The 26,775-nt window shown below is 36.9% G+C and carries 25 protein-coding genes; 3 read left to right on the top strand and 22 right to left on the bottom strand.

The genetic code is table 11. The annotated features are described in order from the left end of the window. On the bottom strand, window positions 1-202 hold a 202-nt coding region (locus tag FC66_RS07110; protein ID WP_162253182.1), incomplete at its 3' end, for a PadR family transcriptional regulator. Between the two features lie 209 nt (window positions 203-411). Here FC66_RS07110 and FC66_RS07105 point away from each other — a divergent pair. After that, entirely contained in the window at window positions 412-813 is a 402-nt protein-coding gene (locus tag FC66_RS07105; RefSeq protein ID WP_057974694.1) for a pyridoxamine 5'-phosphate oxidase family protein, read from the top strand. Between the two features lie 53 nt (window positions 814-866). Here FC66_RS07105 and FC66_RS07100 read toward each other — a convergent pair whose 3' ends face one another. Together FC66_RS07100 and FC66_RS07095 are read right to left on the bottom strand one after the other, a co-directional pair. Continuing rightward, window positions 867-1,670 carry a Cof-type HAD-IIB family hydrolase gene (locus FC66_RS07100; protein WP_057974693.1) on the bottom strand — a complete coding sequence of 268 codons (804 nt, stop codon included), beginning with the start codon at window positions 1,668-1,670 and terminating at the stop codon, window positions 867-869. Window positions 1,671-1,787: 117 nt separating this feature from the next. Then, the gene (locus FC66_RS07095; protein ID WP_057974692.1) at window positions 1,788-3,602 is read right to left on the bottom strand and encodes a glycerophosphoryl diester phosphodiesterase membrane domain-containing protein; all 1,815 of its coding nucleotides are present in this window, start codon (window positions 3,600-3,602) and stop codon (window positions 1,788-1,790) included. A gap of 267 nt (window positions 3,603-3,869) precedes the next feature. On the opposite strand from FC66_RS07095, the gene FC66_RS07090 reads away from it, so the two are divergent. Next, window positions 3,870-4,235, top strand: coding sequence for a DUF805 domain-containing protein (locus tag FC66_RS07090; protein WP_057974691.1), 366 nt, complete (start codon window positions 3,870-3,872; stop codon window positions 4,233-4,235). Between the two features lie 69 nt (window positions 4,236-4,304). Here the strand turns inward: FC66_RS07090 and FC66_RS07085 are convergent, their stop codons facing one another. The 11 genes from FC66_RS07085 to rbsK all read right to left on the bottom strand — a co-directional run bounded on the left by FC66_RS07085 (window position 4,305) and on the right by rbsK (window position 16,562). Beyond that, the gene (locus FC66_RS07085) at window positions 4,305-6,341 is read right to left on the bottom strand and encodes a lectin-like domain-containing protein (protein WP_057974690.1); all 2,037 of its coding nucleotides are present in this window, start codon (window positions 6,339-6,341) and stop codon (window positions 4,305-4,307) included. Between the two features lie 117 nt (window positions 6,342-6,458). Beyond that, a complete protein-coding gene (locus FC66_RS07080; protein WP_057974689.1) occupies window positions 6,459-7,058 on the bottom strand; it encodes a WxL domain-containing protein in 600 nt (199 codons plus the stop codon). Window positions 7,059-7,545: 487 nt separating this feature from the next. Continuing rightward, window positions 7,546-8,319, bottom strand: coding sequence for a MurR/RpiR family transcriptional regulator (locus FC66_RS07075; protein ID WP_057974688.1), 774 nt, complete (start codon window positions 8,317-8,319; stop codon window positions 7,546-7,548). 1 nt (window position 8,320) lies between these two features. Next, window positions 8,321-9,424, bottom strand: coding sequence for an agmatine deiminase (gene aguA, locus FC66_RS07070; protein WP_057974687.1), 1,104 nt, complete (start codon window positions 9,422-9,424; stop codon window positions 8,321-8,323). An 85-nt stretch (window positions 9,425-9,509) separates the two neighbouring features. Continuing rightward, on the bottom strand, window positions 9,510-10,445 hold the full coding sequence (gene arcC / locus FC66_RS07065; RefSeq protein ID WP_057974686.1) for a carbamate kinase: 936 nt from the start codon (window positions 10,443-10,445) through the stop codon (window positions 9,510-9,512). A 9-nt stretch (window positions 10,446-10,454) separates the two neighbouring features. Further along, entirely contained in the window at window positions 10,455-11,552 is a 1,098-nt protein-coding gene (aguA, locus tag FC66_RS07060) for an agmatine deiminase (protein ID WP_057974685.1), read from the bottom strand. Between the two features lie 24 nt (window positions 11,553-11,576). Next, the gene (locus FC66_RS07055; protein WP_057974684.1) at window positions 11,577-12,935 is read right to left on the bottom strand and encodes an APC family permease; all 1,359 of its coding nucleotides are present in this window, start codon (window positions 12,933-12,935) and stop codon (window positions 11,577-11,579) included. A gap of 33 nt (window positions 12,936-12,968) precedes the next feature. After that, window positions 12,969-14,000, bottom strand: a complete 1,032-nt coding sequence (gene ptcA, locus FC66_RS07050; protein WP_057974683.1) for a putrescine carbamoyltransferase — start codon at window positions 13,998-14,000, stop codon at window positions 12,969-12,971. A gap of 227 nt (window positions 14,001-14,227) precedes the next feature. Then, complete coding sequence (locus FC66_RS07045) at window positions 14,228-15,142, bottom strand: GRP family sugar transporter (RefSeq protein WP_057974682.1); 915 nt, start codon at window positions 15,140-15,142, stop codon at window positions 14,228-14,230. 32 nt (window positions 15,143-15,174) lie between these two features. Next, window positions 15,175-15,597, bottom strand: a complete 423-nt coding sequence (gene rbsD, locus FC66_RS07040; RefSeq protein ID WP_057974681.1) for a D-ribose pyranase — start codon at window positions 15,595-15,597, stop codon at window positions 15,175-15,177. A 29-nt stretch (window positions 15,598-15,626) separates the two neighbouring features. After that, a complete protein-coding gene (gene rbsK, locus FC66_RS07035; protein WP_057974680.1) occupies window positions 15,627-16,562 on the bottom strand; it encodes a ribokinase in 936 nt (311 codons plus the stop codon). 288 nt (window positions 16,563-16,850) lie between these two features. On the opposite strand from rbsK, the gene FC66_RS07030 reads away from it, so the two are divergent. Beyond that, window positions 16,851-17,732 carry a polysaccharide deacetylase family protein gene (locus FC66_RS07030; protein WP_083478990.1) on the top strand — a complete coding sequence of 294 codons (882 nt, stop codon included), beginning with the start codon at window positions 16,851-16,853 and terminating at the stop codon, window positions 17,730-17,732. An 82-nt stretch (window positions 17,733-17,814) separates the two neighbouring features. Here FC66_RS07030 and FC66_RS07025 read toward each other — a convergent pair whose 3' ends face one another. The 8 genes from FC66_RS07025 to deoC all read right to left on the bottom strand — a co-directional run bounded on the left by FC66_RS07025 (window position 17,815) and on the right by deoC (window position 26,761). Next, the gene (locus FC66_RS07025) at window positions 17,815-19,050 is read right to left on the bottom strand and encodes an MFS transporter (RefSeq protein ID WP_057974679.1); all 1,236 of its coding nucleotides are present in this window, start codon (window positions 19,048-19,050) and stop codon (window positions 17,815-17,817) included. 227 nt (window positions 19,051-19,277) lie between these two features. Further along, complete coding sequence (locus tag FC66_RS07020) at window positions 19,278-20,579, bottom strand: NCS2 family permease (RefSeq protein WP_083478989.1); 1,302 nt, start codon at window positions 20,577-20,579, stop codon at window positions 19,278-19,280. A gap of 23 nt (window positions 20,580-20,602) precedes the next feature. Continuing rightward, a complete protein-coding gene (locus tag FC66_RS07015) occupies window positions 20,603-21,808 on the bottom strand; it encodes a NupC/NupG family nucleoside CNT transporter (RefSeq protein ID WP_057974678.1) in 1,206 nt (401 codons plus the stop codon). 16 nt (window positions 21,809-21,824) lie between these two features. Next, window positions 21,825-22,535 (bottom strand): purine-nucleoside phosphorylase, encoded by a 711-nt coding sequence (gene deoD / locus FC66_RS07010; protein ID WP_057974677.1) that lies wholly within the window; start codon window positions 22,533-22,535, stop codon window positions 21,825-21,827. 63 nt (window positions 22,536-22,598) lie between these two features. Further along, entirely contained in the window at window positions 22,599-23,897 is a 1,299-nt protein-coding gene (locus tag FC66_RS07005) for a pyrimidine-nucleoside phosphorylase (RefSeq protein ID WP_057974676.1), read from the bottom strand. 18 nt (window positions 23,898-23,915) lie between these two features. Then, a complete protein-coding gene (locus FC66_RS07000; protein WP_057974675.1) occupies window positions 23,916-24,863 on the bottom strand; it encodes a sugar-binding transcriptional regulator in 948 nt (315 codons plus the stop codon). Between the two features lie 40 nt (window positions 24,864-24,903). Continuing rightward, window positions 24,904-26,091, bottom strand: a complete 1,188-nt coding sequence (locus tag FC66_RS06995; protein ID WP_057974674.1) for a phosphopentomutase — start codon at window positions 26,089-26,091, stop codon at window positions 24,904-24,906. Window positions 26,092-26,101: 10 nt separating this feature from the next. Then, the gene (gene deoC, locus FC66_RS06990; protein ID WP_057974673.1) at window positions 26,102-26,761 is read right to left on the bottom strand and encodes a deoxyribose-phosphate aldolase; all 660 of its coding nucleotides are present in this window, start codon (window positions 26,759-26,761) and stop codon (window positions 26,102-26,104) included. Window positions 26,762-26,775: the final 14 nt, after the last annotated feature.

The following is a 26,775-nucleotide window of genomic DNA, read 5'->3' as shown; positions in this document are numbered from 1 at the left end:
TATACGCCGTCTTAGTCCCACGAGCATTCTGGTCCTCATCAAAACAAATGTACCCTTTAACCTTTAGTTTATCCAGAACGGGATATAAAACGCCATTTGAAATTTTCCTTCTTGGCGACATTGCATTTTCCAAAATCAATCGTAATTTATAGCCTGACATATTGCGACTCATTAACGCCGCTAGAATTAATAGCTCATACATATAAATTTAAAATCCTTTCTCCAATACTTCTTTTAGACATGTCTGTTAGACTCATATAAGTATAGTTCTTTTAGACATATTTACAACCTTTTTTCTAAATATAGTTTATCTTTTTTTATTTATCCTCTTATAAAGCTTATTCTTTGCCAATCTACCAGTCGTGTGCTAAATTCTAGATACAATAACTAATTAAATAAGGAGATCTTACAATGGCAAAATTAACAGAAGATATGAAAAAAATGATTTCTGAACAACTTAATTTTCTCTCAACCGCAGATGAAAATGGCTTTCCACAAGTTGGTCCAAAAGGATCAATGCGTGTTTTTGATGATACACATTTAATTTACAATGAAGAAACGGCAAAACAAGCCTTACACAACCTTCAAGATAATAGTCGTGCGGCGGTTGCCGTTGTTGATCGTCCTAACTTAAAAGGGTTCCGTTTTGAAGGAACGGCTCACTTATTTAATTCGGGTGAAATTTTTGATAATGCCGTAGCATTTGGTGCAGAACGTCATTTGCCAGAAACACATTATGCCGTCGTTATTGATATCGAACGTATTTATAAATTAGATGCCGGCCCAACAGCCGGCGACATGATTGCCGATTAAATTTTAACCAAAAAGACTGAATACCATAAATGGTATTCAGTCTTTTTTCGTTATTATTCCTGAGATAATTGTTCCAAAATTGCTATTCCAACACCATCTTCAACATTTGTTTTTGCTCGATGGTTAGCAACATCTTTATTTTCTTGATGCCCATTCTCCATGGCATAACTAACGCCTGCCACTTTCAACATTGAGATATCATTCAGGTTATCACCGATTGCCATTACATCTGACATTGGAATACCCAGATCATCAGCAAATCGTTTCAATGCAATGCCCTTCTGCGCGTTACCATGATTCACTTCAAGGTTATTGTCTCCAGAAGAAGTAACAACCAGCGTGGTGTTTTCTTCAATCTTATTTTTTATAACCGATAAATCATCAGCTCCATCAGTCTTTCGAATAAGTACTTTAAACAGATCTATCTCTGTATTATCAATTATTTCGTTATAGCTATCAACATAATGTATCGGCTGTAATTGCAATTTAACAACAGCCTCATCATATTTAAGTGGGTCATCCGAGTAAACGCCGTCTGATGTCATAATTTTAAAAAATACATGTTCATTTTTTAAAAGTTCAATCACTTTTTTTGCTTCATCTTTTAAAATTGGAAAACTATGAATTTGCGCCCCAGTTTCAGTTGTTGTAGCGCCCCCATTGAAATTAATCATTGGTGCATTGATGCCCACCGCGTCAATCAAAGGTTTAACTTCATCATAACTGCGTCCAGTTGCGACTACAAAGGTTACTCCCATTGCTTGTGCCTTCTTAATAGCACTCGCGTTACCTTCAGAAATACTATTTTCATTATTCAATAATGTGCCATCCATATCTGATGCGATAATTTTAATCATAAATACTGCACACTCCTAATTCAATCATATTTTCAGTTCAATAACGGTTTAAGCATAGCATGCTATCCAGCAAGTGTAAACGGTAACATAGTTTTGACTCTTGTTATAAACCACCAACTAGTTTTCAACAGTTACATCAAACCCAGATAACTGATTTGAAAATAATGATAGTCTATTTGCATAACTTGGATGATCATTATTGGCCTTAACCACATCTTTAAGCGTACTTAACTGATCCGTAATAATACCATCTACGTCCATAAACATCATATTTTGCATAACGCTATCATCATTCACAGTCCAGGCGTACACGTCTTGCTTCTTATCATGGGCCTGACTAACAAAGGTGTCATTTAAAGTTGTTGCTTCCATGGTATACGCATTCGCTGGCGTATTAGGGAACGAAATATTATAAGGCATAATAAAACTGACATAGAGATTTGGCGCTTGTTTTTTCACTTGTGAAACAACGTCATAACTCAAAGAATGAATTCTATTTTTATCGGCTAGCATTCTTTTCTGGTATTTTTTCACGAAATTTTTAGTCATATTGGGACTATCCTGTGGAGATACCTTAATTTCAACCAATAATTTTTGATGATGTTTTTCCGCCGCATCTAAATATTGATCAAAACTCGGAATTTTTGCTGAATACCCATTTTCACTAACCGTTAATGCAGTTAATTCTGACAACGTTAAATCATGGACAGTTCGGTTAACCCCAGCTAAAGCTTCTAGGTTAGGGTCATGCATCACAACAAATTGGTGATCTTTTGTCTCCTGAATATCCATTTCAATATAATCCGGCTTCTCTGCGGAGGTCTTCTCCAATGCAGGAATTGTATTCTGTACCCCGTTTCCATCGTCAACTCCCCGATGTGAAATAAGGACCGGATAGTCTCCAAGCATCCCTTTTAAATAACCATAATTATAGATGGAGACGGTTCCCGCAATCAGTAAAATAGCAAGCGTTACACCGGCTCGACGCAATCCAATCATTCGTTTACTTTTAGTGTGTATTTCTTGAACCGGTTGTAGCTGTGGTTGATGTTGTTCAAAAATATCCAAAGCGATACCCAATAACAAAACAACACTTAACGCAAGAACAACTTGGCTAAAGAATTCTAGAAGAAGTAAATTAACCATAGCTATTACTAGTGCCTGCCCCTGTAAATGAGTGTCCGCATAACTTTGAATTGCGTATAAGCCAATTTGACTAATCACTGCCAAAATCGCCAGAGAAGTTGTAATAACTAACCCTTTCAATAAGGTTGTCCAAAATCGGCCGCGGGCTGAATCCCAACTTAGCTTAATTAATTGACCCGTTCTTTTTTCAGAACTAAATAATAATGTTGGTAAAAAACTAATTAATCGGATAGAGAAGAAAAAGGCCAATCCATAAACAATCAGTATAGGTCCCCAAATAGTTGGGCTCGCCCACATATCCTGGATAATAAAATCGGGAATTGTCACTTTACTCAACAGGGAGGACTTAAATAATACTTCCCCAAAAGGCAGAATCAATACAAAATACCAAGTTACGAGTAATGCCGTCAAAGGACGTAACGCAAGGACATCGTGGATAGATTGTTTTAATAATACCTTATACCCAATTTTCAAATCATAACGAATAGATCGAATACTTCTAATCATAAAAGCCATCTGAACGTACACGATTCCTAAAATGGCTAATATTACCAGAATAAGCTCAATCAGCAGGATTGGCCTATTTACAATCACCGAGATGATATTAGTGTAAGTTAAATATTCAACATGATTACTACTGAGTATCGTATTGACTATCACAGTCAGTATAGGTTGGATCACCTGCGATAAAATGAAATTTGTCCCAATTACTAGGAGAAGATACAATTTCCAATGACGAAAAAATACTCGATAACTTTTATTTAAAAAATGTAAGGTTCGATGCATAAGTATCCTCCAATTAAATATTTAATTTATACTTCTCATAATATCACAGCCTTATTCATTTTTACATTTATCAACCTTCCATATTAAAATGATTATCACATTCATCAGTAATAATAGTCAAATTTTTACAATAATGCATATTAATATACTTATAAAGGATAAAATAGTAACATGTAGTTAAATACTAATATATATTTTTTTAGTGTTTAACTATATTTAGTCCAAAAATGATGACTTTAAAAGCTTTATAAAAAGGGGGCTATTATCATGATCGAATCATATAAAAATTTCTGGAACAACATCACTAATTTCTCTGACACGGCACGTAGATCAGATTTTTGGTGGCCAGCTATTATTAATACCATTGTTGGGTTCTTAATTGTTAATATTTATACCTTTTCTGTAGGTCATCCGATAACGGATATCTACAATTTCAGCGATCTGGCTCTTGCAACCGGAAGAAATATCGTCGTATTCTTAGTATGGCTTGCAAACTTATCAGTAACCGTTCGTCGTTTACATGATACGGATCGTTCTGGCTGGTGGATTTTACTTCAACTAATCCCTATCATTGGTTATATCTGGTTCATCATTTTAATGGTTTTACCAGGAAAATCAAATCGCTGGAGCTAATTTCAATAAACTAACTAAATAAAGAGTCGTGCAATCGTAATTGATTGTGCGACTCTTTATTTTTATATTCTACGGTGCATCTACCAATGCCCAGTTGAGTTTGGCTGCGTATGCGCCTTTATAATCAGCACTATGCGCGACCATCAAAACACCTTGGTCATCCGCCCATTTAATAGGTACGTCATCGCCATTTACGGTTGTTTTATCGTATACCTTTACCGCCGTTCCAACGGTAAATTCTGTTTGGCTGGTACCCGTTTTATAAACTAATGCTTCTTTCAGCACGTGTTCATTTGCCGTCCCCTTGCCTGTTGTAAAAGGCTCTGTTAACGTTAAGTCAACGTGCCAATGGCTACCCGTTTTTCGGGTATCTTTCACTCTAACGTCCCAGTCATTCCCTCTACTAATATCAACGGACTCTTTGCCCGCTGGTATTTCTATTGATCCATAACTGGTTGTCGTAGGGATATTTACAAACTGTAAAAGCCCCGCAGTTGCAACATTAATCGTAACTGTCTCAACATTTGATTTAGCGCCATCCGAATCCATGGCGTAAACACTTACCTTATTTGTTCCTAAAGGTAACGAAGTGGCCGGAACCGTTGCTGAATAATTATGATCTTGCCCTTTTGGATCATTTTTAACGTCACTCGCAAATGAAACGGCGCTACCGCCATCTACAGAATAAGACAAGTTGGCGGTATCACTATCAACATCTTTCCAAGTACCATTAAATTTGTAAGCATCACCCTCAGTCACATCAACTGATTTACCGGCATCAGCCAAGGTAAGAGTGGGTGCCTTGTTTTGTGAGATTTCATAACTTAATGCATTAGTTTTTGTTAAATAGTTGTCACCGTTCAATGCGGCTTCACTTTGTTTTACCATCCCTACCTTATCGGCAGTCACATCAAAAGTAATATAAGCCGAACTATTAGCATCGGTAGTATACGTTCCCAATTTACCTAAATTAACCTTAGATAACGCCTTGTTTGACCAAGATGAGTCGGGTAACGAAGTCGTTTTTTCAGTTCCGTCTTGCGCTTTTTTAACAACTTTAAGCGTTCCGGGTTTGTATGTCACGTCCCCGTCTAACTTGAAGTCAGCTAAGATATTTTCCCAATCTTGTTTACCACTTGTATATTTTGAACCGACTTTATAATGTAAGTTATCGCCCAAACTAACTTTCTTACCAGTAACATCTTTACCGGCAACAACGTCACCAGAACTATTGGTTACCGTCTCGGTAGCTTCTTCGTTAACTAGTCCAGGAACTTTAGCGAAAGCAACTTGATTATTTTCGGTACTGCTACCTGTCGACCCAGTAAATCCCCAAACAACATCAGTCCCACCAAAAATAGTTTGTGGATCAATGTTAACACTGACTACCGGGTTTTTGGCCCGGTCATCTCCATAAGAATACTGTAGAACTTTGGTTGCCGCATTCCATTTAACGTTGAATGAATACCATCTATCATTCGACATTTGCTGAATACTTTGTACAGCATTATGATTTAATATCCGGTTCCCTTCGCCCTCATCCTTGTACGTTGATTTCTGACCTGGGAATCCCCATGCTAAATGATCACCAATACTCTTACCAACGTTCCAATCAAACCCATCATTATAATGAGAATCAAATTCTACCGCAAAACTATTTTGAATGCCATCGAACGGACCATAATGTACATCGCTGGCCCAAACGCCCATTTGAGCACCACTACCCTTAATGATGGTGTTACCTTGTCTAGCATCGTTTTGCATAACAAAAGCCATACCATCGGCAGCATTTTCACCCATCCCACCAAAATAGACATACATTGATGATTCAAAATCTTTCGTTAAGTCCAGTGTATTATTAGCTGTTGACCAAATTGCCCCATTTTTATTTTTTCCTTCATCCGGGGTAACCTGGACGTAACTCTTCTTTGTTGCCCCATTTTGGACAACTGTACTATCAGATCCGGCTGGTGTCGTAAAGATATTATCTAATTTAATACTTTGAGGTGGATTATTTTCATATGCCGCCTGGATGTGAGTTTCCCCCAGTATCATGTAACTAAAAATGATACCCACCATACTGATTGCTAAAATCATTCTTTTCATTTCAGAGATCCCCTTTTTACGTGCTGGCCGTCTTTTTAACCTATGTACTAACAAAACGGCATTTTAAGTTTACTTATCTCAATACAAAATAACCCGGGACAGCCCCACTGTCGCAGATTATTTTTGTGGCGCATCAGTTAACGACCAATTAATTGTGGCCGTATAATCACCAATATAATTTCCCGCCGGAACCATCAAAGTAGCATTCGTATAAGGCATACTCCAAGTTCCCATGCCTTGACCGACATCAGCTCTAACACTTGATTGTGAAGCAGCATTCAGTGTCAATTCATTTACTAAGGTGCCTGGTGCCTGTCCGGTACCCGTACTCGTCGCCGTTTTCGTTCTTAATTTTAAAACGGCTCCATTTAATAAATGACCACCTTCTGAATCACTTAATTTAAAAGGAGAACCTAACGAAACTCGTAAATCCCAACCTTCACCTGTTCCACGAGCATCTGAAACCTGCGCCGCTATAGCTGAACCATCACTTGCTGTTCCACTGGAAGTTAACGTCGTTGCCACACTACTTATTTCAGACTTACCAAAATTAAAATTTGGCGCCGCTGCGATTGAAAGCCCGCTAGCCCCTCCCGTTAAATTAACCGTTGCGTCAGTTGTCCCGTTCAATACCGGATCACTTGCAGCAAAAACTTTTGAAGCCGTTATTCCAAACATAATACTAATACTAAAAATTGCTAAAATATATTTAATCATTTTGTTTCCCCCACAGTTATATGAATACCATAGTTATTTTATCCGCTATGATATTCATTGAAATCAAAATCGGACCTGGTTCATCCATCCGCATCAGATGATATTTCCCAAAGCACATCATCTCGCATCGCTATTATGGCCCCCGCCGTAGCATTTTGTTTCGGTCTAATTCTGCCTAAGCATTGGCCCTCGAATAAAACCAACACTCCTTTATACTTAACCCAACCATTTCTAATATTGCAACTAGCGCAATATTTATCTCATACGGTCATTCCTTTCTACCCTCTAAAACTATGTAAGTTTATACGTAAAGCTTTCGCACACTGTATAATAACATTAAATTAACCCCGTATACAATTATAAAGGGTAGCTATTTTAGATAAATAACTTATTATTTATCTGCCTTTAACTAAAGTCTTATTAGTCTTATTAGGTTTATAAGTAATAAAAAAAGACATCCCTAAGAATGACTTTTTTATTCTGACCCTTATTTAATACCTTCATTATATTGATACAACAGCAATTCCATAATAGCAATTAAAGAAACATGCGAGGTCATTTCAATCCGATTTTGATAAAGTTCATCGGTGAATAAATATAAATTGATATTACTCATATTTTGGATGGTATTATTATTCGCACCCGTAATGGAAACTAATAACGCATATTCACGTTTTCTTTCAATAATTTGCAGAATCTCAATCAGTTCCTTGTCCTCACCATCGTAATTGAAGACAAATAATAAATCATCAGGTTGTATATTACGGTAAGCCAATTGACGTTGTTCAAAATTTTTAGGAAAAATAACAATAAAATTATTTAATGTATAAAGATATTCAATATATTCAGCTGCATACTTACTGAAACCCTTCGCGAAAATATATAAATGTGGTCGTTTATTCATTACTGCTGTTATTCTATTTAATTTATCATTGTCTAAAACACGGACGGTTTCATTGATATTTTTTAAATATTCTTCGCGATATTCTACCTGGTTAATCGCAAAGGTTTTATCTTTTTCAATATTATTTTGAGTGATCATTGTATATTTAATAACGGTTATGAATTCGCTATAACCAGAAAAACCAATTTTACGAACAAATCTTAGAAATGTTGTGGTAGATACGAAACATTCCGCTGCCAATTCACGAATATTTTTATTTTTAATGCTATCCATATTTTTAATGACAAAATCTAATAAAATTTGTTCATTCTTATTAATTTTCTCAATGTTTCCATTAACAATTTCATAAAAGTTCATTTTACACCCCCGTATGCGTTGGCAATGCGTCCACGATGCTGTGTACGTTACCTCCGCCTAACAAAAGTTCTCGTACATAAACAGGTTCTATCTTACGATCTGGAAATAGTTGAGACATTTTTTCGATAGCAATATTATCTTGCGGATCATCAAAAACGGGTAAAACTAAAACATCATTTGCGAGATAGAAGTTAACATAACTTGCTGTTAATCTATCTCCTGGATAGCGTGGCAGAAGACCATTTACCAAGTCAACGCCGTTACTTTCATCTTCAGTAGCAAATAAAGGTTTTGGTATTTGTAATTTATGAATCTTAAATTGGCGACCCTTCGCATCTGTAGCATTTTTTAAAACATCATATGCTTGTTGCGATATTACATATTGCGGATCATCCACATCATCAGTCCAAGTGAGTACTAATTCCCCAGGTTGCACAAAACTCAACATACTATCAACGTCGCCGTTAGTTTCATCCATATAATAGCCATATTTAAGCCAAATAATTTTTTCAACACCTAAATAGGCTTTCAAAATCGTTTCTACAACAGGTTTAGTCATTTGACCATTCCGACCCTCTGACAAGATGGATTCCTCCGTAACAATCAGAGTCCCCTCACCATCGGTATGAAAAGCGCAGCCTTCCAGGATAAATTCTTCTAATCGATAATAATCAAGTCGATTAAGTTCACATAATTTTTCTGCAACTTGATCGTCCATATTCCATGGGAAGTATAGGCCATCAACTAGTCCGCCCCATGCGTTGAAGCGCCAATCGACGCCTCGAATATCGCCTTGGTCGTTCAATACATAGGTTGGCCCAATATCTTTTATCCAAGCATCGTCAAAGCTCATCTCAATGACCCTAATTGATTCTGGCAATAAATGGCGGGCATGTTTATATTGTTGTCTTGAAACCAACATAGTCACTGGTTCATAGCGACTTACAATTACCGCAATCTCAATAAAGGCACGGCGCGCATCATTTGCGCCATTACGCCAGTTGTCGGGGCGTTCTGGCCACATCATTATTGATTCACGGTGTCGAATCGTTTCTGCAGGTAGATAAAAATGATCTTTTCGAGGTGTTGATCCCATAATTTTCATAAATGAACCCCATTCCGTATTTCTTTCCTTTAATCAGTATACACTAAAGAAGTAACTAGCTTGAGACGACTAGTTACTTCTCTAATTATTGATGAATTGTGGTTCCTTTTGTTCCACTGATAATATCTTGAACATCTTCTAAAGCGCCAATCACGGCAGGATTACCTGTCTTTTGCACAAATTGAACGGCAGCTTTTACTTTGGGCATCATGCTACCCGCAGCAAATTCTTTAGCATCAATATGTCCTTGTATTTCCTCGGCCGTAACATCAAAAATTTCTTCCTGATCTGCCTTACCATAATTATAAAAGACGCCACCAACAGAGGTTAAAATAATTAACTGATCGGCATTGATTAGTTCAGCAATCTTAGCAGCACTAAAATCTTTATCAATAACTGCTTCAGTTCCAATTAATTGATTTCCCTTACGAATAACGGGGATACCGCCACCACCTGAGACAATTGGAATAATACCAGCATCCACAATTTGTTTAATGGCCGGATATTCTTTGATTTCAAGCGGTTGAGGTGAAGGGACGACCCTTCTATAACCTCGCCCAGCATCTTCAACCAGCGTCCAGTCAGGATGCAATTGAGTCATCTGTTCTAACTCTGATTCCTTATAGAAAGGACCAATTGGTTTAGTTGGTTTCTCAAATGCTTGATCATTTTCATCCACAATCGTTTGTGTCACAATTGAAACGACACTTCTATCAATCTGCTTTTTAGCCAATTGTTCTTGCATGGCATTTTGGAACCAGTAACCAATACTTCCTTGAGTCATAGCACCACAAGTATCTAAAGGCATAGCTGGATTTTTTTCACTATCTGCTGCTTGTTGCTGTAGCAATAGATTACCAACTTGTGGTCCATTACCGTGCGTAATAATTAACTGATCACCATTTTCAATAAATTTAATTAACGCTTTGACTGTTCCTTGAACTGCTTCTTTTTGAGCATTGGCAGATGCATCATTCGATAAGATTGCATTACCGCCAAGCGCGACAACAATTTTCGCCATCATAATCTCCTATCTGCCAACTGGGACTTGTTGCGTAATGCAGTGAATATCGCCACCGCCTAATAAAATTTCACGTGCCAAGATGCCGACCATTTCACGATCAGGATATAATTTTTGTAAGGTTTCTTTAGCCTTTTCATCCATTGGATCGTCGAAAAGTGGGTAGATAATTGCACCGTTAGCTGTGTAATAGTTAACGTAGCTAGCTGCCAATCGATCGCCTTCTAAACGTGGCAATGTCCCATCAACTGCATCAACGCCTTCACTTTCTTTAGCCGTAATTAAAACTGGTTTAGGAACATATAATTTTTCAACTTGAATTTTACGACCTTTAGCATCTGTTGCGTTTGTTAAAATATCATAATTTTCCTTAGAAATTGCATATTGCGGATCATCTTGATCATCCGTCCATGCCAAAGCGATTTGACCTGGTTTAACGAAATTAGCAATGTTATCAACGTGACCATTGGTTTCATCTAAATAAATCCCATTTTTTAACCAAATAACTTTTTCAACGTTTAAATATTCTTTTAATATACTTTCAATCTGTTCTTTTGATAATTGAGGATTACGTCCATCAGATAATAAACATTCTTCGGTTGTAATTAACGTTCCTTCCCCATCAACATGGATTGATCCACCTTCTAGCACAAAGTCATCTAGTCGGTAACGATTGCGGCCTTCTAACTCTGATACTTTTTGTGCAACTCTATCATCTTTGTCCCAAGGGAAATATAGCCCATCAACTAGGCCACCCCAAGCGTTAAAGGTCCAATCAACGGCACGAACGTCGCCTTTGTCATTAACAACAAATGTTGGTCCACAATCACGAATCCATGCATCATCGCTTGATATTTCTGCCACTTCAATATTGTCAGCAAGTACATGACGCGCATTCGTATATTGACGATCGCTAACACCAACTGTTACTGACTCAAACTTAGCAATTGCTGCTGCTACTTCAGCGAAAACAGCTTGGGCTGGTTTTGCCCCTTCTCGCCAGTTATCTGGACGTTCTGGCCATAAAAGATAAACACCTTTATGTTCCTCGAACTCACCTGGCATATGGTATCCGTCTGTTTTTGGAGATGTGTCTAAAGTTTTCATAATTTAATTACTTCCTCTCTCGGTTTATTTACCTTGTTTTTCAGCATAATTAATACAAATTTCACCAATAATAATTGTAATAACGGTTCCCACTAATACTGGTATTTTACTACTCATTTCTGCTTGACCACCATTCAACGGAAAGGCCGTTAAAATCAATGTCAAAATTAAGAGGACCATTGGAATCCAAGTCATTAATTTAATCATTAGTGGTCTGCCTGGAACTTTAAATGGGCGTTCCCGATCGCCATCAATCTTACGTAAGCGTAAAAATGATGGGAACATTAATATATATGAACCCAATAGTGCAACAACATTTAATGAAAAGAATGCCCAGAAAATGTTGGGATTGGGGATAAATGGTGCGGCAATAACCAAGACAGTTGCGATAACACCATTTAAAATAGTTACCCCAATTGGCATATGGCTTTTTTTACTTTCTTTTTTGAATATTTTTGGTAAGTCGTTATTTTTAGCAGCGTATAAGGCAACATAATTAACCCCTGCTGACCAAGAAACTAGATTAGAAACCAAGGTGTACATGAAGAGTACCCCAATCGTAACAACAAACCAGTTATAGTGTCCAACTAATAATAGAATACTATCCATTAATCCACCAGATGTTGATAGTTGACTACTTGGAATAGCAGCTCCCATTCCAAATGCAGCAAAGAGGTAGAAGACGGCGATTAGAACACCACCCCAGATAATAGCTTGTGGAATTTGTTTCTTAGGATTTTTCATATCTCCGGCCATTGTAGCCACAACTTCAAATCCTAAAAAGTTGAATAGAATTACAGATATATAGCCTAAGCTTGTTGCGTCAAATTTAGGTAACATCGCTGTTCCTGAAAAATCATTAGCCAAACCGTGAGTAGCTGCATGGTAAATACCTAGGCCACCCACACTCAACATGATAATCACTTTCGCAATTGCGGCTAAATTCAAGATCCATTTACTATCCGCAATTGGGTAACAACAGATAATAGTAACGCCCCAAATGAATAAGAGTTCGATTCCAATACCCATTCCCGTTCCTATTTTAACTCGGAAAATTTGTTCAATTACTTCATTGAATAAAACGGCTAAACTAGCCATCCAGATGGGGAAATTAATCCAATAGAGCCAAGCAGCTCTTCCGCCCCATTTTCTACCAAAGGCTCTTTTAACCCAATCGTAAATACCACCTTCATCATTATAAGTCGTTCCCAATTCCGCGGAAATTAACCCATAAGGTAGAAAGAAGAATAAGAGAAGTGCTCCCCACCAGAAAAATTGTGATGGTCCAATAGCGGCCGCAGGTGCTGCAGATTCAACAACTAATACTACAACTACCGACATTAAGACTGCATCAAACAGTCTGAATTGTTTCTTTTCTTGCATAGTCTCCGCCTCCATTTATTGACAAATCAGAAATTATTTCGTTGAATCAACTCGATTTATCAATAAATTTTTTAGCGTGTCATCCTTCAAAGAATCAAGCAATTCGTCGGAATAATTCATACTTGGTGCCATTAGGTAAACTAATAATGCTCTCATTGCTGTTAATCTATTTTCTGCTTCATCCCATGCAACTGATGCTTTTGAATCTAGGACACTATCTGTCACTTCTTCACCACGGTTGGCTGGTAAACAATGCATGAATTTGGCGTTGGCATTTGCTTTAGCCATTAATGCGTCATTAACTTGGTATTTAGGATAGAAGATTGCCATACGTTCGTCATATGTCAATGCTGCTTCGTATAAGCCATACCAAACATCTGTATAAACGAAATCTGCATTTTTCATTGCTTCTTCAACATCTTCAGTAATTAAGACGCTACCACCTGATAATTCAGCATTTTTTTGGCCAATTGCTAATGTTTCTGGTTTGATTTGGTAGCCTTTAGGACCATATTGAACGAATTGCATGCCCATTTTAGTTGTAACAAACATTAATGAAACACAAACTTGGGTTGCATCCCCTACAAAAACAACTTTACAATCGCTTAATTTTTTACCAGCTGGTAAGTTTTCAGCCATTGTGATGATATCGCCAATTTCTTGTGTAGGATGGTTATAATCGCTCATCCCATTTAATACAGGAACGGTTGATTTTTCTGCAATGATCTCAATCGTTTCATGTTTAGCAACACGAGCCATTAAAATATCTACCAAACGAGCTAAAACAATTGCTGTATCTCCCAATGATTCGCTTTCTGAACTACCTAAATGAATTTGTCCTGGTGCTAAGTATTGTGCATGTCCACCAAGTTGTGTCATAGCTGTTTCAAATGCGACACGTGTTCTGGTTGATGATTCTTCAAACAACATACCTAAAGTCTTGTTACTTAATAGTTGAGGATAATTGCCTTCTTTAATATCCTTCTTCATTTGAATTCCTAAATCAATTAAATATTGAATTTCGTCTTTCGTGTATGTCTTAGTATCGATAAAATCTCTTTTCATAATAAGCATCTCCTATATATTTTTTATTTTTTCTACACCCCTAATATAAGTTGTTTTAAGACTAATTAACAGCCTTTTAGCGCCTATCGTTTGTTACCATAATACTGTGTATTTTGTTCCATTTTGCGTAACAAAATACACTTGTTTTATTGAAACAAAAAAGTCTTCATAACAAATTAATGTTTTGAAGACTTTTTCGTATTTATCATTTATTTAACGGATACTACTTAATTTTTCAAGAAAACTGTTACGGCAGCGGCAATCACAATCATGACTAAACCAATAGCAATGACTAACCACTCTTTACCCGTTTTCTTAGTGCGCATAACGATAATTCCTGAAATTGTTGCACCGACAATTGAAACTTGTGAAAGGACGAATCCAGTTGCCAATCCAAGCATTGCAGGTTGAGCTGAAACAAGGTAGCCTAATGCTGCCATTGCAAAGAAGAAACCTGAAAAAATTTGTTTATACGTAACACTTTGTGTAAAAATATTATTATTGTTTTTTGATACTTCGTATATTCCGAGAACTAACCCAAAGGCTGCCATTCCCATTGCTTGCGCTAGGAACATATGCATACCGTCAGTTCCTTTAGTATATTGTGGCAAGATTCCATATAATGAGTAACCTACTTGAGCAATTAATAACACACCAACTGCTTTTGTAAGTAATTCTTTATTACCAGCTGATTTTTTCTCTTGGTAAGTCGTTAAGTAAGCACCAATCAAAATAATAACAACGGCTATAAATCCATAAGTTTTTGATGAGACAGGACCCCAGTTACCAAGCATTAGAACTCCCCATACAACATTCGCTGTAATTTGGAAAGCGGTTGAAATTGGCATTGCTTTTGCGGATCCTAAGGCATTACCTTCTTGATCTTTCATACCAAAGGCCATAATTGTTAAGACATTACCGAAGGCCCAGGCAGCACCTGACAAGAATGCTAACCAGAAGTTAGAGCCATGTAACATTGGCATTCCTGTAACTAATGAGAGAACAATTGCGACAATCAAAGTTCCCCATGTTGCGCCAAAAATACCTTGAACTGGTTTACCACCAAAGTATGACACTAACGTTGGATAAGCACTCCAACCAATAATTGCTAAAAGTGAAAAAAATAAGCCTAACATATTCATTATATATATCTTCCTATTCCTAAATTAATAATTTATTTAATTGCTTCGCCTTCAAAATCAACATTTGATTCCAAAACAATATTTGAAAATGGCGTAATTTCGCCCGTTCTTACTGTAGCAATATTATTATCATCACGGCTCATCGATTTTAGTTCGTCATGAGAGATAAAAATAATTTCAACGTCATCATCCAATAATGCCTTGATAGCTGTATATTGTTCAGGATTTACCGTTTTAATTTCTTCAGCTAAGAAAACCTTTTGAACTTTCATTTCAGATAATGTTGCGGCCAAGACATCAATAAATAATGGTAATCCACGTATAACTGAAAGATCAATTTTACGACCGTCATCCTTGATTGGAAGCCCTGAATCACCAATTGTTAACCATTGAGTATGTCCAATTTCAGAAATTGCATTTGATAATTTTGTATTCAAAAGATTTGTTTTACGCATAATTTATCTCCTATTCAAAAAATATAAATTTATTTGTGAGCATCTAAAACGGCTAAAACTTCAGCTTCAGTTGGAATACTTGGTTGTGCGCCGGCACGTGAAACAGTTACAGATGAGGCGGCCGATCCATAACGCATTGCTTCAGCCAAGTTATCTAAGTTAGCATGTAATCGTGTAGCTGTAGCGCCAATAAATGTGTCCCCGGCAGCAGTTGTGTCAACGGCACTAACTTTGAATGCTGGAACAATTCCTTCTTCACCATTATCGCGCATAAAGAAAGAACCTTCTGATCCAATTGTGATAATAACGGTATCAATTCCGCGTTCAAAATAGTAAGCAGCATTGTGTAACATTGAATGTTCATCAGTCACTTCAATACCAGTTAATAAGAATGTTTCATGTTCGTTAGGTGTAATAATATCAGTTAATTGTAATAGTTCTGCTGGTAATCCACCATTTTCAGGCATTGGAGCAGGATTTAAAATTGTTTTAACGCCATTTTCGCGAGCAATCTTGAATCCTTCGATAACTGCTTCCATTGGAATTTCTAATTGTGTAATCAAAAAGTCTGATTCGGCAATAGCGGCTTCATGAGCGCGGACGTCTGCAGCTGTCATATCAGCATTAGCGCCACCATAAATATGAATAATGTTATCTCCAGTTTCTGCTGAAACAGTGATATAAGCTTGTCCTGTTTCTTCAGTTTCTGAAACCATCACATGATCTGTACTCAAATTTTCGACATTCATATTTTTTGACGTATCGAATTCCTTACCAACTTTAGTAATCATGTTAGTTTTAGCACCAGAACGTGCAGCTGCAACGCCTTGATTCAAGCCTTTTCCACCCATTGCTTCAATTTGATGATTGGGTGTGTGTAAAGTCTCTCCACTAGTTGCAAAACGGGGTACAGAAATAACCTTATCAATATTAGTTGATCCTAAAACAGTAATAATTTTTGCCATTGCACTTGTCCTTCAATTCTTTAGTATATTTATCAGACCATTCTTCTTGATTCATTCGTTATAAAAAAATAGGAAGCGTCTTCAATTATTATAGTATAAATATATTTTCTATATTTAGCAAGCGCTTTCCGGTTTTCTCTTAAACCGCTCTCATTATTATAAATAAAATTAGCTATATTTTCTGACATTATTTATCGAATTAGCTTATCATCTATTCTTAAAATGTTGGAACTTCCCACATCATAATGGTAAATTAAATAGTGGTAGTTAAACTAAAAGGAGTTCATTATGTTAAAGCAAAAAAAGATTTGGTTTATTTTATTATTACTTATCCTTTCCATCGGTGCCGGGACATCATTTTTTATTGGGAAGAAAACACCCTCTGCCTCACACCAACAAAGTAACCCAATTAAAAAAAATCATCCCTCTACTCCAAAAAAAGCCATTCAGAAAAATAAGGCCCTTTCGGAAAAAAAGATTGATAGCTCACATTGGCAATCCTTTAAAGGAGAAACTGAATTTCCTATTTTAATGTATCATAGTATCTCTGTCGGAAATTCATTACGCATCCCCGAAGCCCAATTCGCACATCAAATGCAATGGCTTCAAAAAAATGGTTATCATACTTTAACGCCTGCTGAGGCCATTGAGGTTTTTAAAACCCATAAAAAGCCTGCTAATAAAATCGTTTGGATTACTTTTGGTGACGGCTACAAAGATAATTACGAAAAAGCTTATCCGGCCCTAAAAAAATATCATAAAAAAGCAACTATTAACTATATTACAAATCACTTTGGGCATAAAAATAAATTAACGATTCCACAAATGAATGAAATGCGCCAATCCGGTTTAGTAACCATCGAAAGTCATACCGTTCATCATAAAGAGCTCAATCAAATGACCGATGCGCAACAGACGTTTGAATTTGTGGACTCAAAGAAATGGTTAAATGATAAATTTCATCAACAAACTTCAATTATCTGCTATCCCGTTGGCCGCTTTAACGATCAAACACCTAAGTTGGCCCAAGCCGCAGGTTATGAACTTGGTTTAACAACTTTGCCAGGCCTAGCTAATGAGAATCAAGGACTATTTACCTTACATCGTGTCCGTATTTCACCCGATTTATCAGACGTTACATATCAATATCTTTTAGAACACGGTATGTAGCAAATTTAAAAGGATTAACTCGCTGTTAATTATCAGCAGGTTAATCCTTTTTTTGATTTATTTTAATTTGTTAACGCCGATTTTAATCACGATTAAATGACAGGTATTCTTTTCTTCTTAAATTTTTAATACTCATCATTACAACAAAACTCATCAGGTAGAGTAATGATAAGAAAATCATGACCGCCATTACATTGTAGTGATCCAAGATAAACCCTATTGCCACGGATGAGAACCCACCAACTGCACGTCCAACATTGATAATCACGTTGTTGGCAGTTGCACGAACTTCCGTTGGGTACAAGTGACTAACAACCGCACCATACCCGGCAAACATGCCATTAGCGAAATAACCGACCAATGCACCCGCAAAAAGCATCATCATGGTATTCGTTGGTATCGTCAAAATATAGACGCTGACCGCCGAAGCTAATAAAAATATTCCGTAAGCTAATCGAGCACCTAATTTGTCTAAAACCCAGCCAAACGTTAACATTCCAGCACTCATACCTATGATTGTTGAAATCATCCACGTTGATGATCCCGCTATTGTTAATCCCAATTGTTTTTGCATAATTGCTGGTAACCAATTCATTAATCCGAAATAGCCAGCTATCTGAACGATTGCCATGAACATTAATCCTAGTGTTTGATGTGTTAACTGACGTGTAGCGAACAAAGCCTTAAATTGACCTTTTCCATCATGTTTACTTGTTTCAAATGCCTTGCTTTCTTTCAAATGATGACGAACAAAGAATGTAATTAGTACAGGGATTAGCCCAAATAGGAACAAGGCTCGCCAACCAAATTGTGGTAATATAAATGCTGCCAAAACTGCCGCTAAAATAGCGCCACCCTGTCCTGCAACACCAACGTACGATGAAATGCGGCCCATATCTTTCTTCTTAAAACTCTCTGCTAGAATGGTCATTCCAATTCCGTATTCACCACCCGCACCAATACCTGCAAAGAACCGACAAATATAAATAGTCGTTAAATTACTGGCAAAAAACATGGCCGCAGTTGCAAATGCGAATATGAAAATCGTATAAGTGAACGTTTTAATACGCCCAAATCGATCCGCCAACATGCCAAAAATCACACCACCCATTAACATCCCTACATTAGTAATTGATGAAATCAATCCAGCTTGTGACCCATTCAAGTGAAGTTCCCCAATAATTGAAGATAGGGCGAAGGACAAGAACATGACATCCATATTCTCCAGTCCAAAGCCCGCAGTTGCTGAGGCGACGACCTTTCCTTGATAACTAGTTAGTCGATTCTGGTGTTGTTTCACTGCCGTTGTCTGTTGCATATTCAATTCCTCCTAAAATGAGCGCTCACTGTCGCTCTTTATTTTAATCTTCTAAATCTTATCCCAAATGCATTTGTATTACAAGGTGAATCCATTTTAAAAAAGAGAACTCCCTTCACATAAAAAAACTACTCATTTTGAACAAACTAAAAAGTACTTCGTTTTAAGATGCCTAGTAATGCTCTTACCTAACGAAATACTTTTTTATATTTTATAAAATTATCTTACTAATTTAAAAATGCGGTGCACACCAGATTTATTAAGAAAAGCATACTTAAAATCCACATGATTGCCGAAATATCTGTCTTTTTTGTCATTATCTTTAGTATCGGATAACTAACAAATCCAAATGATAATCCTATCGCAATACTTCCTGATAAAGGAATTAAAACGATAATCAAAAAGGCTGGGAACCACTCACTAAAATCTTGAATTTGTATATGTTGAAGTTGTTGCATCATTAAAGCACCTGTAATAATGATTACGGGTGCAATTGCCGCCTCAGGCACATACTTCAAAAATCGAACTAAGAAAATTGAACTAGCGAACAGTAGGCTAGCAACTCCCGCCACAATCCCAGTGCGACCACCACTTTCAATACCAGCGGCACTTTCAGCAGCAGCCACGGTTGGACTTGTTCCACAGATACCTGATAGAAGAGCGGTAATTGCACTACTTTGAAATGACTTTTTAAATTTACTCTTATCGGGTAAGAGTCCTTCAAGTAGTCCCATCGATTCAAAAACCAAAATCATCGTCATTGAAAAGACGGCCAACCAGAATTTTAATTGACCAATTTCTTGAAAGTCGCCCTGAAACAATAACTTACCGTATTCTTTAATTTGTGTGACATCAACTGTAGTTGCTTGCCCTTTAATCTTAAAAGCTGCTCCCACAAGACTTGTCACAATAATCCCAATAATAAAATTTCCCGGAATCTTTTTAACATATAGTATAACGGTCAACGTTAATCCAAACAGTGCTAATAACGTTGTTGGGTTCTGTAAAGAACCAAAGGCCAGTAAAGATCCATTTGATCCGGCGGTAATTAAACCTGCCTTTTCCAGCCCTAATTCAACTAAGAATAACCCTATTCCCACCGTAATTCCCGTTTTCAAAACATCCGGAATGCTTTCCGCCAAAACACGACTTAATGGTGTAAAAGCAATCACCAGATATAGAAAGCTACTGACTAAGGAAACGGCAATTGCCACTTGCCATGTAAAATGCATACCAACAACTAATGTGTATGTGAAGAAAGCATTAACACCCATCCCAGGTGTCAAAATAATGGGGGCATTCGCCCAAACTGCCATCAACAAACAACCTAATACTGAAATAATAATTGTTGCAAAAATACTTAAATTAACGGGGATACCTGCGTCACTTAAAATAAGTGGATTAACAATCATTATATATGATATCGCAAAGAAACTTGTCACACCCGCTAAAATCTCAGTTTTAAGATCATTTTTACCAATAGTCGCTTTAGTCCTTCTTTTAATCATTTCTTTTAAACCTTGTAACATCTCACTCACACCTTATTTTATAATTACCAGATAAAGAGACCAACTGTTGCTGCTGAAAGTAATGAAACTAACACACCTGATAAGAGCATAAAGCCAACATTCTTAGCAATATATTCGTTTTTCTCATGGTTAACTAACCCTTTGAACGCACCAATAATCATACCAACTGTTGAGAAGTTAGCAAATGACGTTAAGAAAACAGTTAAGACGGCTTGGTAATGAGGCGCGAGGTCTTTAACCGAATTGGTAATTTGTCCCATAACAACAAACTCATTCGTCACTAATTTCGTTCCCATGTATTGCGCGAATTGGAAAGCATCTGCTGTATTTAGTCCCATTAACCAAGCGAATGGGAACATAATAATACCTAAGATATGTTCCAAACTTAACCATGGATTTACGATACCTAATAGTTTATCTACTAAAGCTGCCAATGCAACAAAGGCGATAACATTTGCAGTAATAATCAAAACTAATTTACCTGCGCCTAAAATTGAATCTCCCAAAAATGAGAAGAATGGTTCTTTACCATTTTCGCCGGATTCAGCTGACATTGTTGCGATTGTATCTTCTTCAACTGGAACAACGACTGGATTTAAAATATTAGTAATAATAATAGCATTAATAACGTTAACCGGAATTGCAGTTAATACAAATTGTCCTGGCATAAGTTGCGTGTAGGCCCCAACAATTGAAGCGGTCACACAACTCATTGACATCATCGCCAAAGTTAAATTACGTTGTTTATTCATTTGTTTTAATTGGATTCCAGAAATTGCTAAAGCTTCTGTGTTACCTAAAAACATCATTTCAACTGCAAAGAATGATTCAAATTTAGGTTGACCTGTTACTTTTGCCAACCCTCGGCCGATCCATTTGATAATCCATGGTAAAACGCCGATATATGTTAAAATATCAAACAATGGAATAATCATTAAAATGGGTAATAACACACTCACAACAAAATCCATTTGTTTAACGTGAACCAAACTTGGTAAAGCAAATGCAATACCTGTGTAAGCTACCTGAACTAACGCATTAAAGCCGTTAGCTGCACCCAACACGATATCTCTACCAATTGGGAAGCCAGTTAATAACCACGAAACAACCAAATTGACGACTAACATTGTTCCAATTGAATACCATTTAATATCTTTTCGATTCTTGGAACATAAAACAGCTAATCCTACAAATAATAACAGACCAATAATATTAATAATAATAAACATGATATTGCCTCTTCCCTTAATCAGCGGAGATAGCAGTTTCTAAAGAAAGCGCTATCATTTCGTTGAATGATTTTTCTCGTTCTTCGGCCGTTGTTTCCTCACCCGTTATAATATGATTACTAATGGTCAATATTGCTAAAGCCTGTACATGATACTTAGCTGCCAGCATATATAATGCTGCGGATTCCATCTCAGAACCTAAAATACCATATTCAATTAATTTATTACGATCAATTTCATCATTATAAAAACGGTCTTCCGATAAAATATTGCCAACTTTAACCGTAATTCCTTGTTGTTGTGCAGCCGTGTGCGCAGCTAACAATAGTTTAAAATCAGCAGTTGGCGCATAGTACATGCCACTTCCGAAAGTATTATTAATAATAGCTGAATCTGTACTTGCTGCTTGCGCAATGACGACATCCCTAACATGAATATCGGTTCCCATACCGCCACAAGTTCCAACACGAATTAATTTCTTAACACCATAAAATTGGATTAATTCATTTGCATAAATAGAAATTGAAGGAATTCCCATGCCCGAAGCTTGAATAGATACTCTATGTCCCTTATAACTACCAGTGTAACCAAAAGCATTGCGAACCGTATTATATTGGTGAATATCTTCCAAGAAAGTTTCAGCGATATACTTAGCTCGTAAAGGATCGCCTGGCATTAAAACAACCTCTGCGATTTCATTAGCTTGTGCTCCAATGTGCGTACTCATTAAAATCATCCTCACTTTTCAATTAGTTTAAAAACTAGTCTTTTTGAAACTCTATTTGAAACTCTATTTAATAATTTTATAAATCATTTGTGGTTTTTCAGCACGTTCAGCAATTTCAACATTGTCATAAATTAATGACTTAATGTCTTCAATATCCTCACGATTACTGTAAATAGTCATTAACGATTCGTCTTTTTCAACTTTATCGCCAATTTTTTTATGCAATTCAATACCTACTGCATAATCTAATTGATCCCCTGCTTTTTGACGACCACCACCTAACATCATGCTTGCGATACCAATCTCGTCGGCCGTTAATTTAGCTACTACTCCACTCTTTAAAGCTGGCAACTCAAATTTATACTGGGCCTGTGGCATGATTGAATAGTCTTCAATGACCGTTTCATCTCCGCCTTGTGCCTTAATCATCGCGCGGAATCGATCTAAAGCAGCTCCTGATTCAATAGCTTCTTCCAATAATTGCTTAGCTTCATCAAATTTTTCAGCTTTTCCGCCTAAAATAACCATATAACTTCCCAAAGTTAACACCAGCTCACGTAAATCTTCAGGACCTTTATTCTTCAAAATATCAATTGATTCTTCTATCTCTAACGAGTTACCAATTTTATTACCCAGAGGTTGATTCATATCAGAAATAACTGCCATACAATCCATTCCAACACTTTTTCCAATTTCAACAAGTGCTGTGGCCAAAGCTGTAGAATCTTCCAGTGTTTTCATAAATGCGCCTGACCCAGTTTTAACATCAATCACCAATGCATCCGTTCCAGATGCAATCTTTTTACTCATTATTGAGCTAGCAATCAGCGGGATCGAATCGACGGTATCTGTAACATCCCGCAAGGCATATATTTTTTTATCAGCGGGGGCGATACCACCTGTAGCACCAATAATTGCCAGTTTCTCTTTTGAAACTTGATTAATAAAGGCTTCATCACTTATCTCTATTTGGTAACCTGGAATAGCTTCTAATTTATCTAAAGTACCACCCGTATGTCCAAGGCCACGACCAGAAATCATGGGTACAGGAATTCCGACCGCCGCTACAACTGCGGCTAAAGGTAAGCTAACCTTATCGCCAACGCCACCTGTCGAATGTTTATCAACTTTAATACCGGGGATGTCTGATAGGTCTAAATGTTCACCGGACTCCATCATTTTCATCGTTAAAGAAGCACGTTCACGATCAGTCATATCTTGAAAATATATAGACATTAGTAAAGCACTAATTTGATAATCGGGCACAGATCCATTTACAACACCGTCCACAAAAAATTGAATTTCTTCATCAGATAATTCCTTACCGTTTCTTTTTTGATCGATGACATCTACCATTCTCATTTTTTTCACGCTCCAATTTTATTTATAGTCAATTAAATTTTGCGCCAAGCTGCTACCTATGACCGCAGTATTTGCGTACCCTGCCTTTAGAACAGCGTTTACGCCTGCTGCTTTTTCAACATCAGAAGCTACCACTATTGAATGCTCTTTCTTTTTTAAGTCCTCTAATTGAATCCCGATGGTTCTGTCATCTAATTCCTGACTAACAATCTCCCCTTTTTCATCAATAAAATGGGATGCGATATCTCCTACCGCTTTAGATTCTAGTTCCATTTTTTGTTCATCATTTAGGTAACCTAAGTGAAATAAAAGCGCATCTTTTCCAATAACACCAACAGTAAAAATGGCAATATTAGCTTGCCTTCCCAAATCCAAAATTGATTTGATAAAACGATCTTTCTCCACCATTTTTTTTGTTTCCACATTGTCGAAAATTGTTGGTAATGGTAAATATCGTGCCTGCGTGTTAAATGCTTTAGCTAGCTCAGTAATACTTTCGTAAGCATAGGTTCTTTCGTTTTCGAAGCTCACACTGCCTTTTAATTGAACAGCCTGAACACCTAAAATATTTCGTTTTTCTATATGTTTCGTAACCGCGTGAACCGTCTTACCCCAGCCAATTCCAATAATATCTTCTGGTTTAATAATTCGTGATAAATACTCCGCCGCAAACATACCAACGCTATTTAAGGCTGTCGTCTCTCCCTTATAATTAGTCGGCACAATGCTAATTTTAGCTTTATATTTATCGCTCAATTGTTGTTCCAGTTCTTTAAAATCCACAAATGGATTTTCAATTTGAATTTTTACTAATCCCATTTCTTTAGCCGTTTGCAAACTACGTGAGATGGTTGGACGAGAAAGTCCTATTTTCTTGGAAATTTCTACTTGTCCCATATTTTTTTCATAATACAAATGAGAAATTAGTAGCATTTGTTTTATTTTTTCTTCATCGTAGCTTTTCATAGTTCGTTGTTTCCCCCATTGTCTATTTCATTCATATTGATTATTCAAGATTATCTAAAAAACTAGTTCCCCTGTCCTCACCTTGAACACCAAAGTTATCTAATATTGTTGCACCAAAATCTGAGAATGTTTTTCTAGTGCCTAAATTTACGCTCTTTTTATTTTGTGGTGAGTAAACTAATAATGGCACATTTTCTCTTGTATGATCGCTACCCTTAAATGTTGGATCGTTCCCATGATCTGCAGTAATCATCAATAAATCATCTTGTTTCATATTTTCAATAACTGTACCCAAACGTACATCAAAATCCATTAATGCCTGTCCAAACCCAATCGGATTACGTCGATGTCCGTACATAGCATCAAAATCAACTAAATTAATAAAACAAAAACCTGTAAAATCTTCTGCCATAACATGGTCAACATGGTCCATTCCGTCCATATTACTTTCATTATGATAACCCTCGTCAATCCCTTGTTTCGAGAATATATCATTAATTTTACCAACTCCGATTGTTTTAAACCCATCTTCTTGCAGGTAATCCATAACCGTTTTTCCAGTTGGTTTTAACGCAAAATCATGACGATTGGCTGTTCGAGTGAATGTATCTTTGGTCTTCCCAATGTAAGGACGAGCAATAATACGTCCAACTGTATATTCAGGACCATTGACTAGGCTACGCGCGTATTCACAAATACGGTATAATTCTTCAACGGGAATAATTGCTTCATTTGCTGCAATTTGAATGACAGAGTCGCCCGACGTATAAACGATTAAATCGCCAGTTTCTAATTGGTGCTCACCCAATTCTTCAATAATCTTAGTTCCCGATTCAGGACGATTACCCACAATATTACGACCAGAAAATTCTGTTAGTTTATCAAGTAATTCTTGTGGAAACCCATTTGGAAAGAAGCTTAGTTTTTGAACAACAGGTAATTCCATCATTTCCCAATGTCCGTCCATACTATCTTTTCCAACTGATATTTCTTTCATTTTTCCAAAACTAGCCAAAGGCTCTTCTTCGGCAGCAACGCCTTCGATAGTGTTCTCACGAATGTTTGAAATACTTAACTTTTGGAGATTAGGTATTTTCAGCATACCTTTGTAAGCTTCACCGACATGTCCTAATGTATCAGACCCTTCATCGCCGAAATTTTTTGCATCATCTGCAGCACCCGTCCCGACAGAATCAAGAACGAGTCCAAAAATACGTTTATATTTCATTTTTTCCACCCTATTCTAGAATTTTCTTAGTTGCACTAACGCCCAATCGACTTGCTCCTGCCTCAATCATTGCAATTGCTTCCTCGCGACTATGAATACCACCGGAAGCTTTCACGCCTAATCGATCACCGACTGTTTTACGCATCAGACTCACATCTTCTACTTTGGCACCAGAAGCGCTGAATCCCGTAGATGTCTTAACGTAGTCTGCATGGCTTTTTTCAGATAATTCACAAGCTCTAACAATTTGTTCATCATTTAAAAATGATGTTTCAATAATAACTTTTAATAATTTACCCGATTTATGAACTTCTTGTGCAACCGCACTGATATCGGATTCAACTGCTTCATTGTTTCCACCAATTAATTCGCCAATATTAATGACCATATCAATTTCTTTTGCGCCATCTTCAATGGCAGTTTTTGTTTCTGCCACCTTTGACTGTGTACTTGTTGCTCCTAATGGGAATCCGACAACAACACATGTGTTAACATCCGTTCCTGCCAATTTTTCTGTAACCAATGATGCCCAATGCGCATTAACGCAGACAGATGCCGTATTATATTGACGTGCCTCCGCACAAATCGTTTCAATATCCATTTTCGTTGCATCCGGATTTAATTTAGTATGATCTAAGTATTTTGCTAGTTCCCCTGTTGTAATTTTCATTTTGTGTATCTCCT

Origin of the sequence: Dellaglioa algida DSM 15638 (genome assembly GCF_001434695.1) — a bacterium.
GTDB classification, from domain to species: Bacteria; Bacillota; Bacilli; order Lactobacillales; family Lactobacillaceae; genus Dellaglioa; species Dellaglioa algida.
This window is presented reverse-complemented; position numbering and strand designations above follow the sequence as displayed.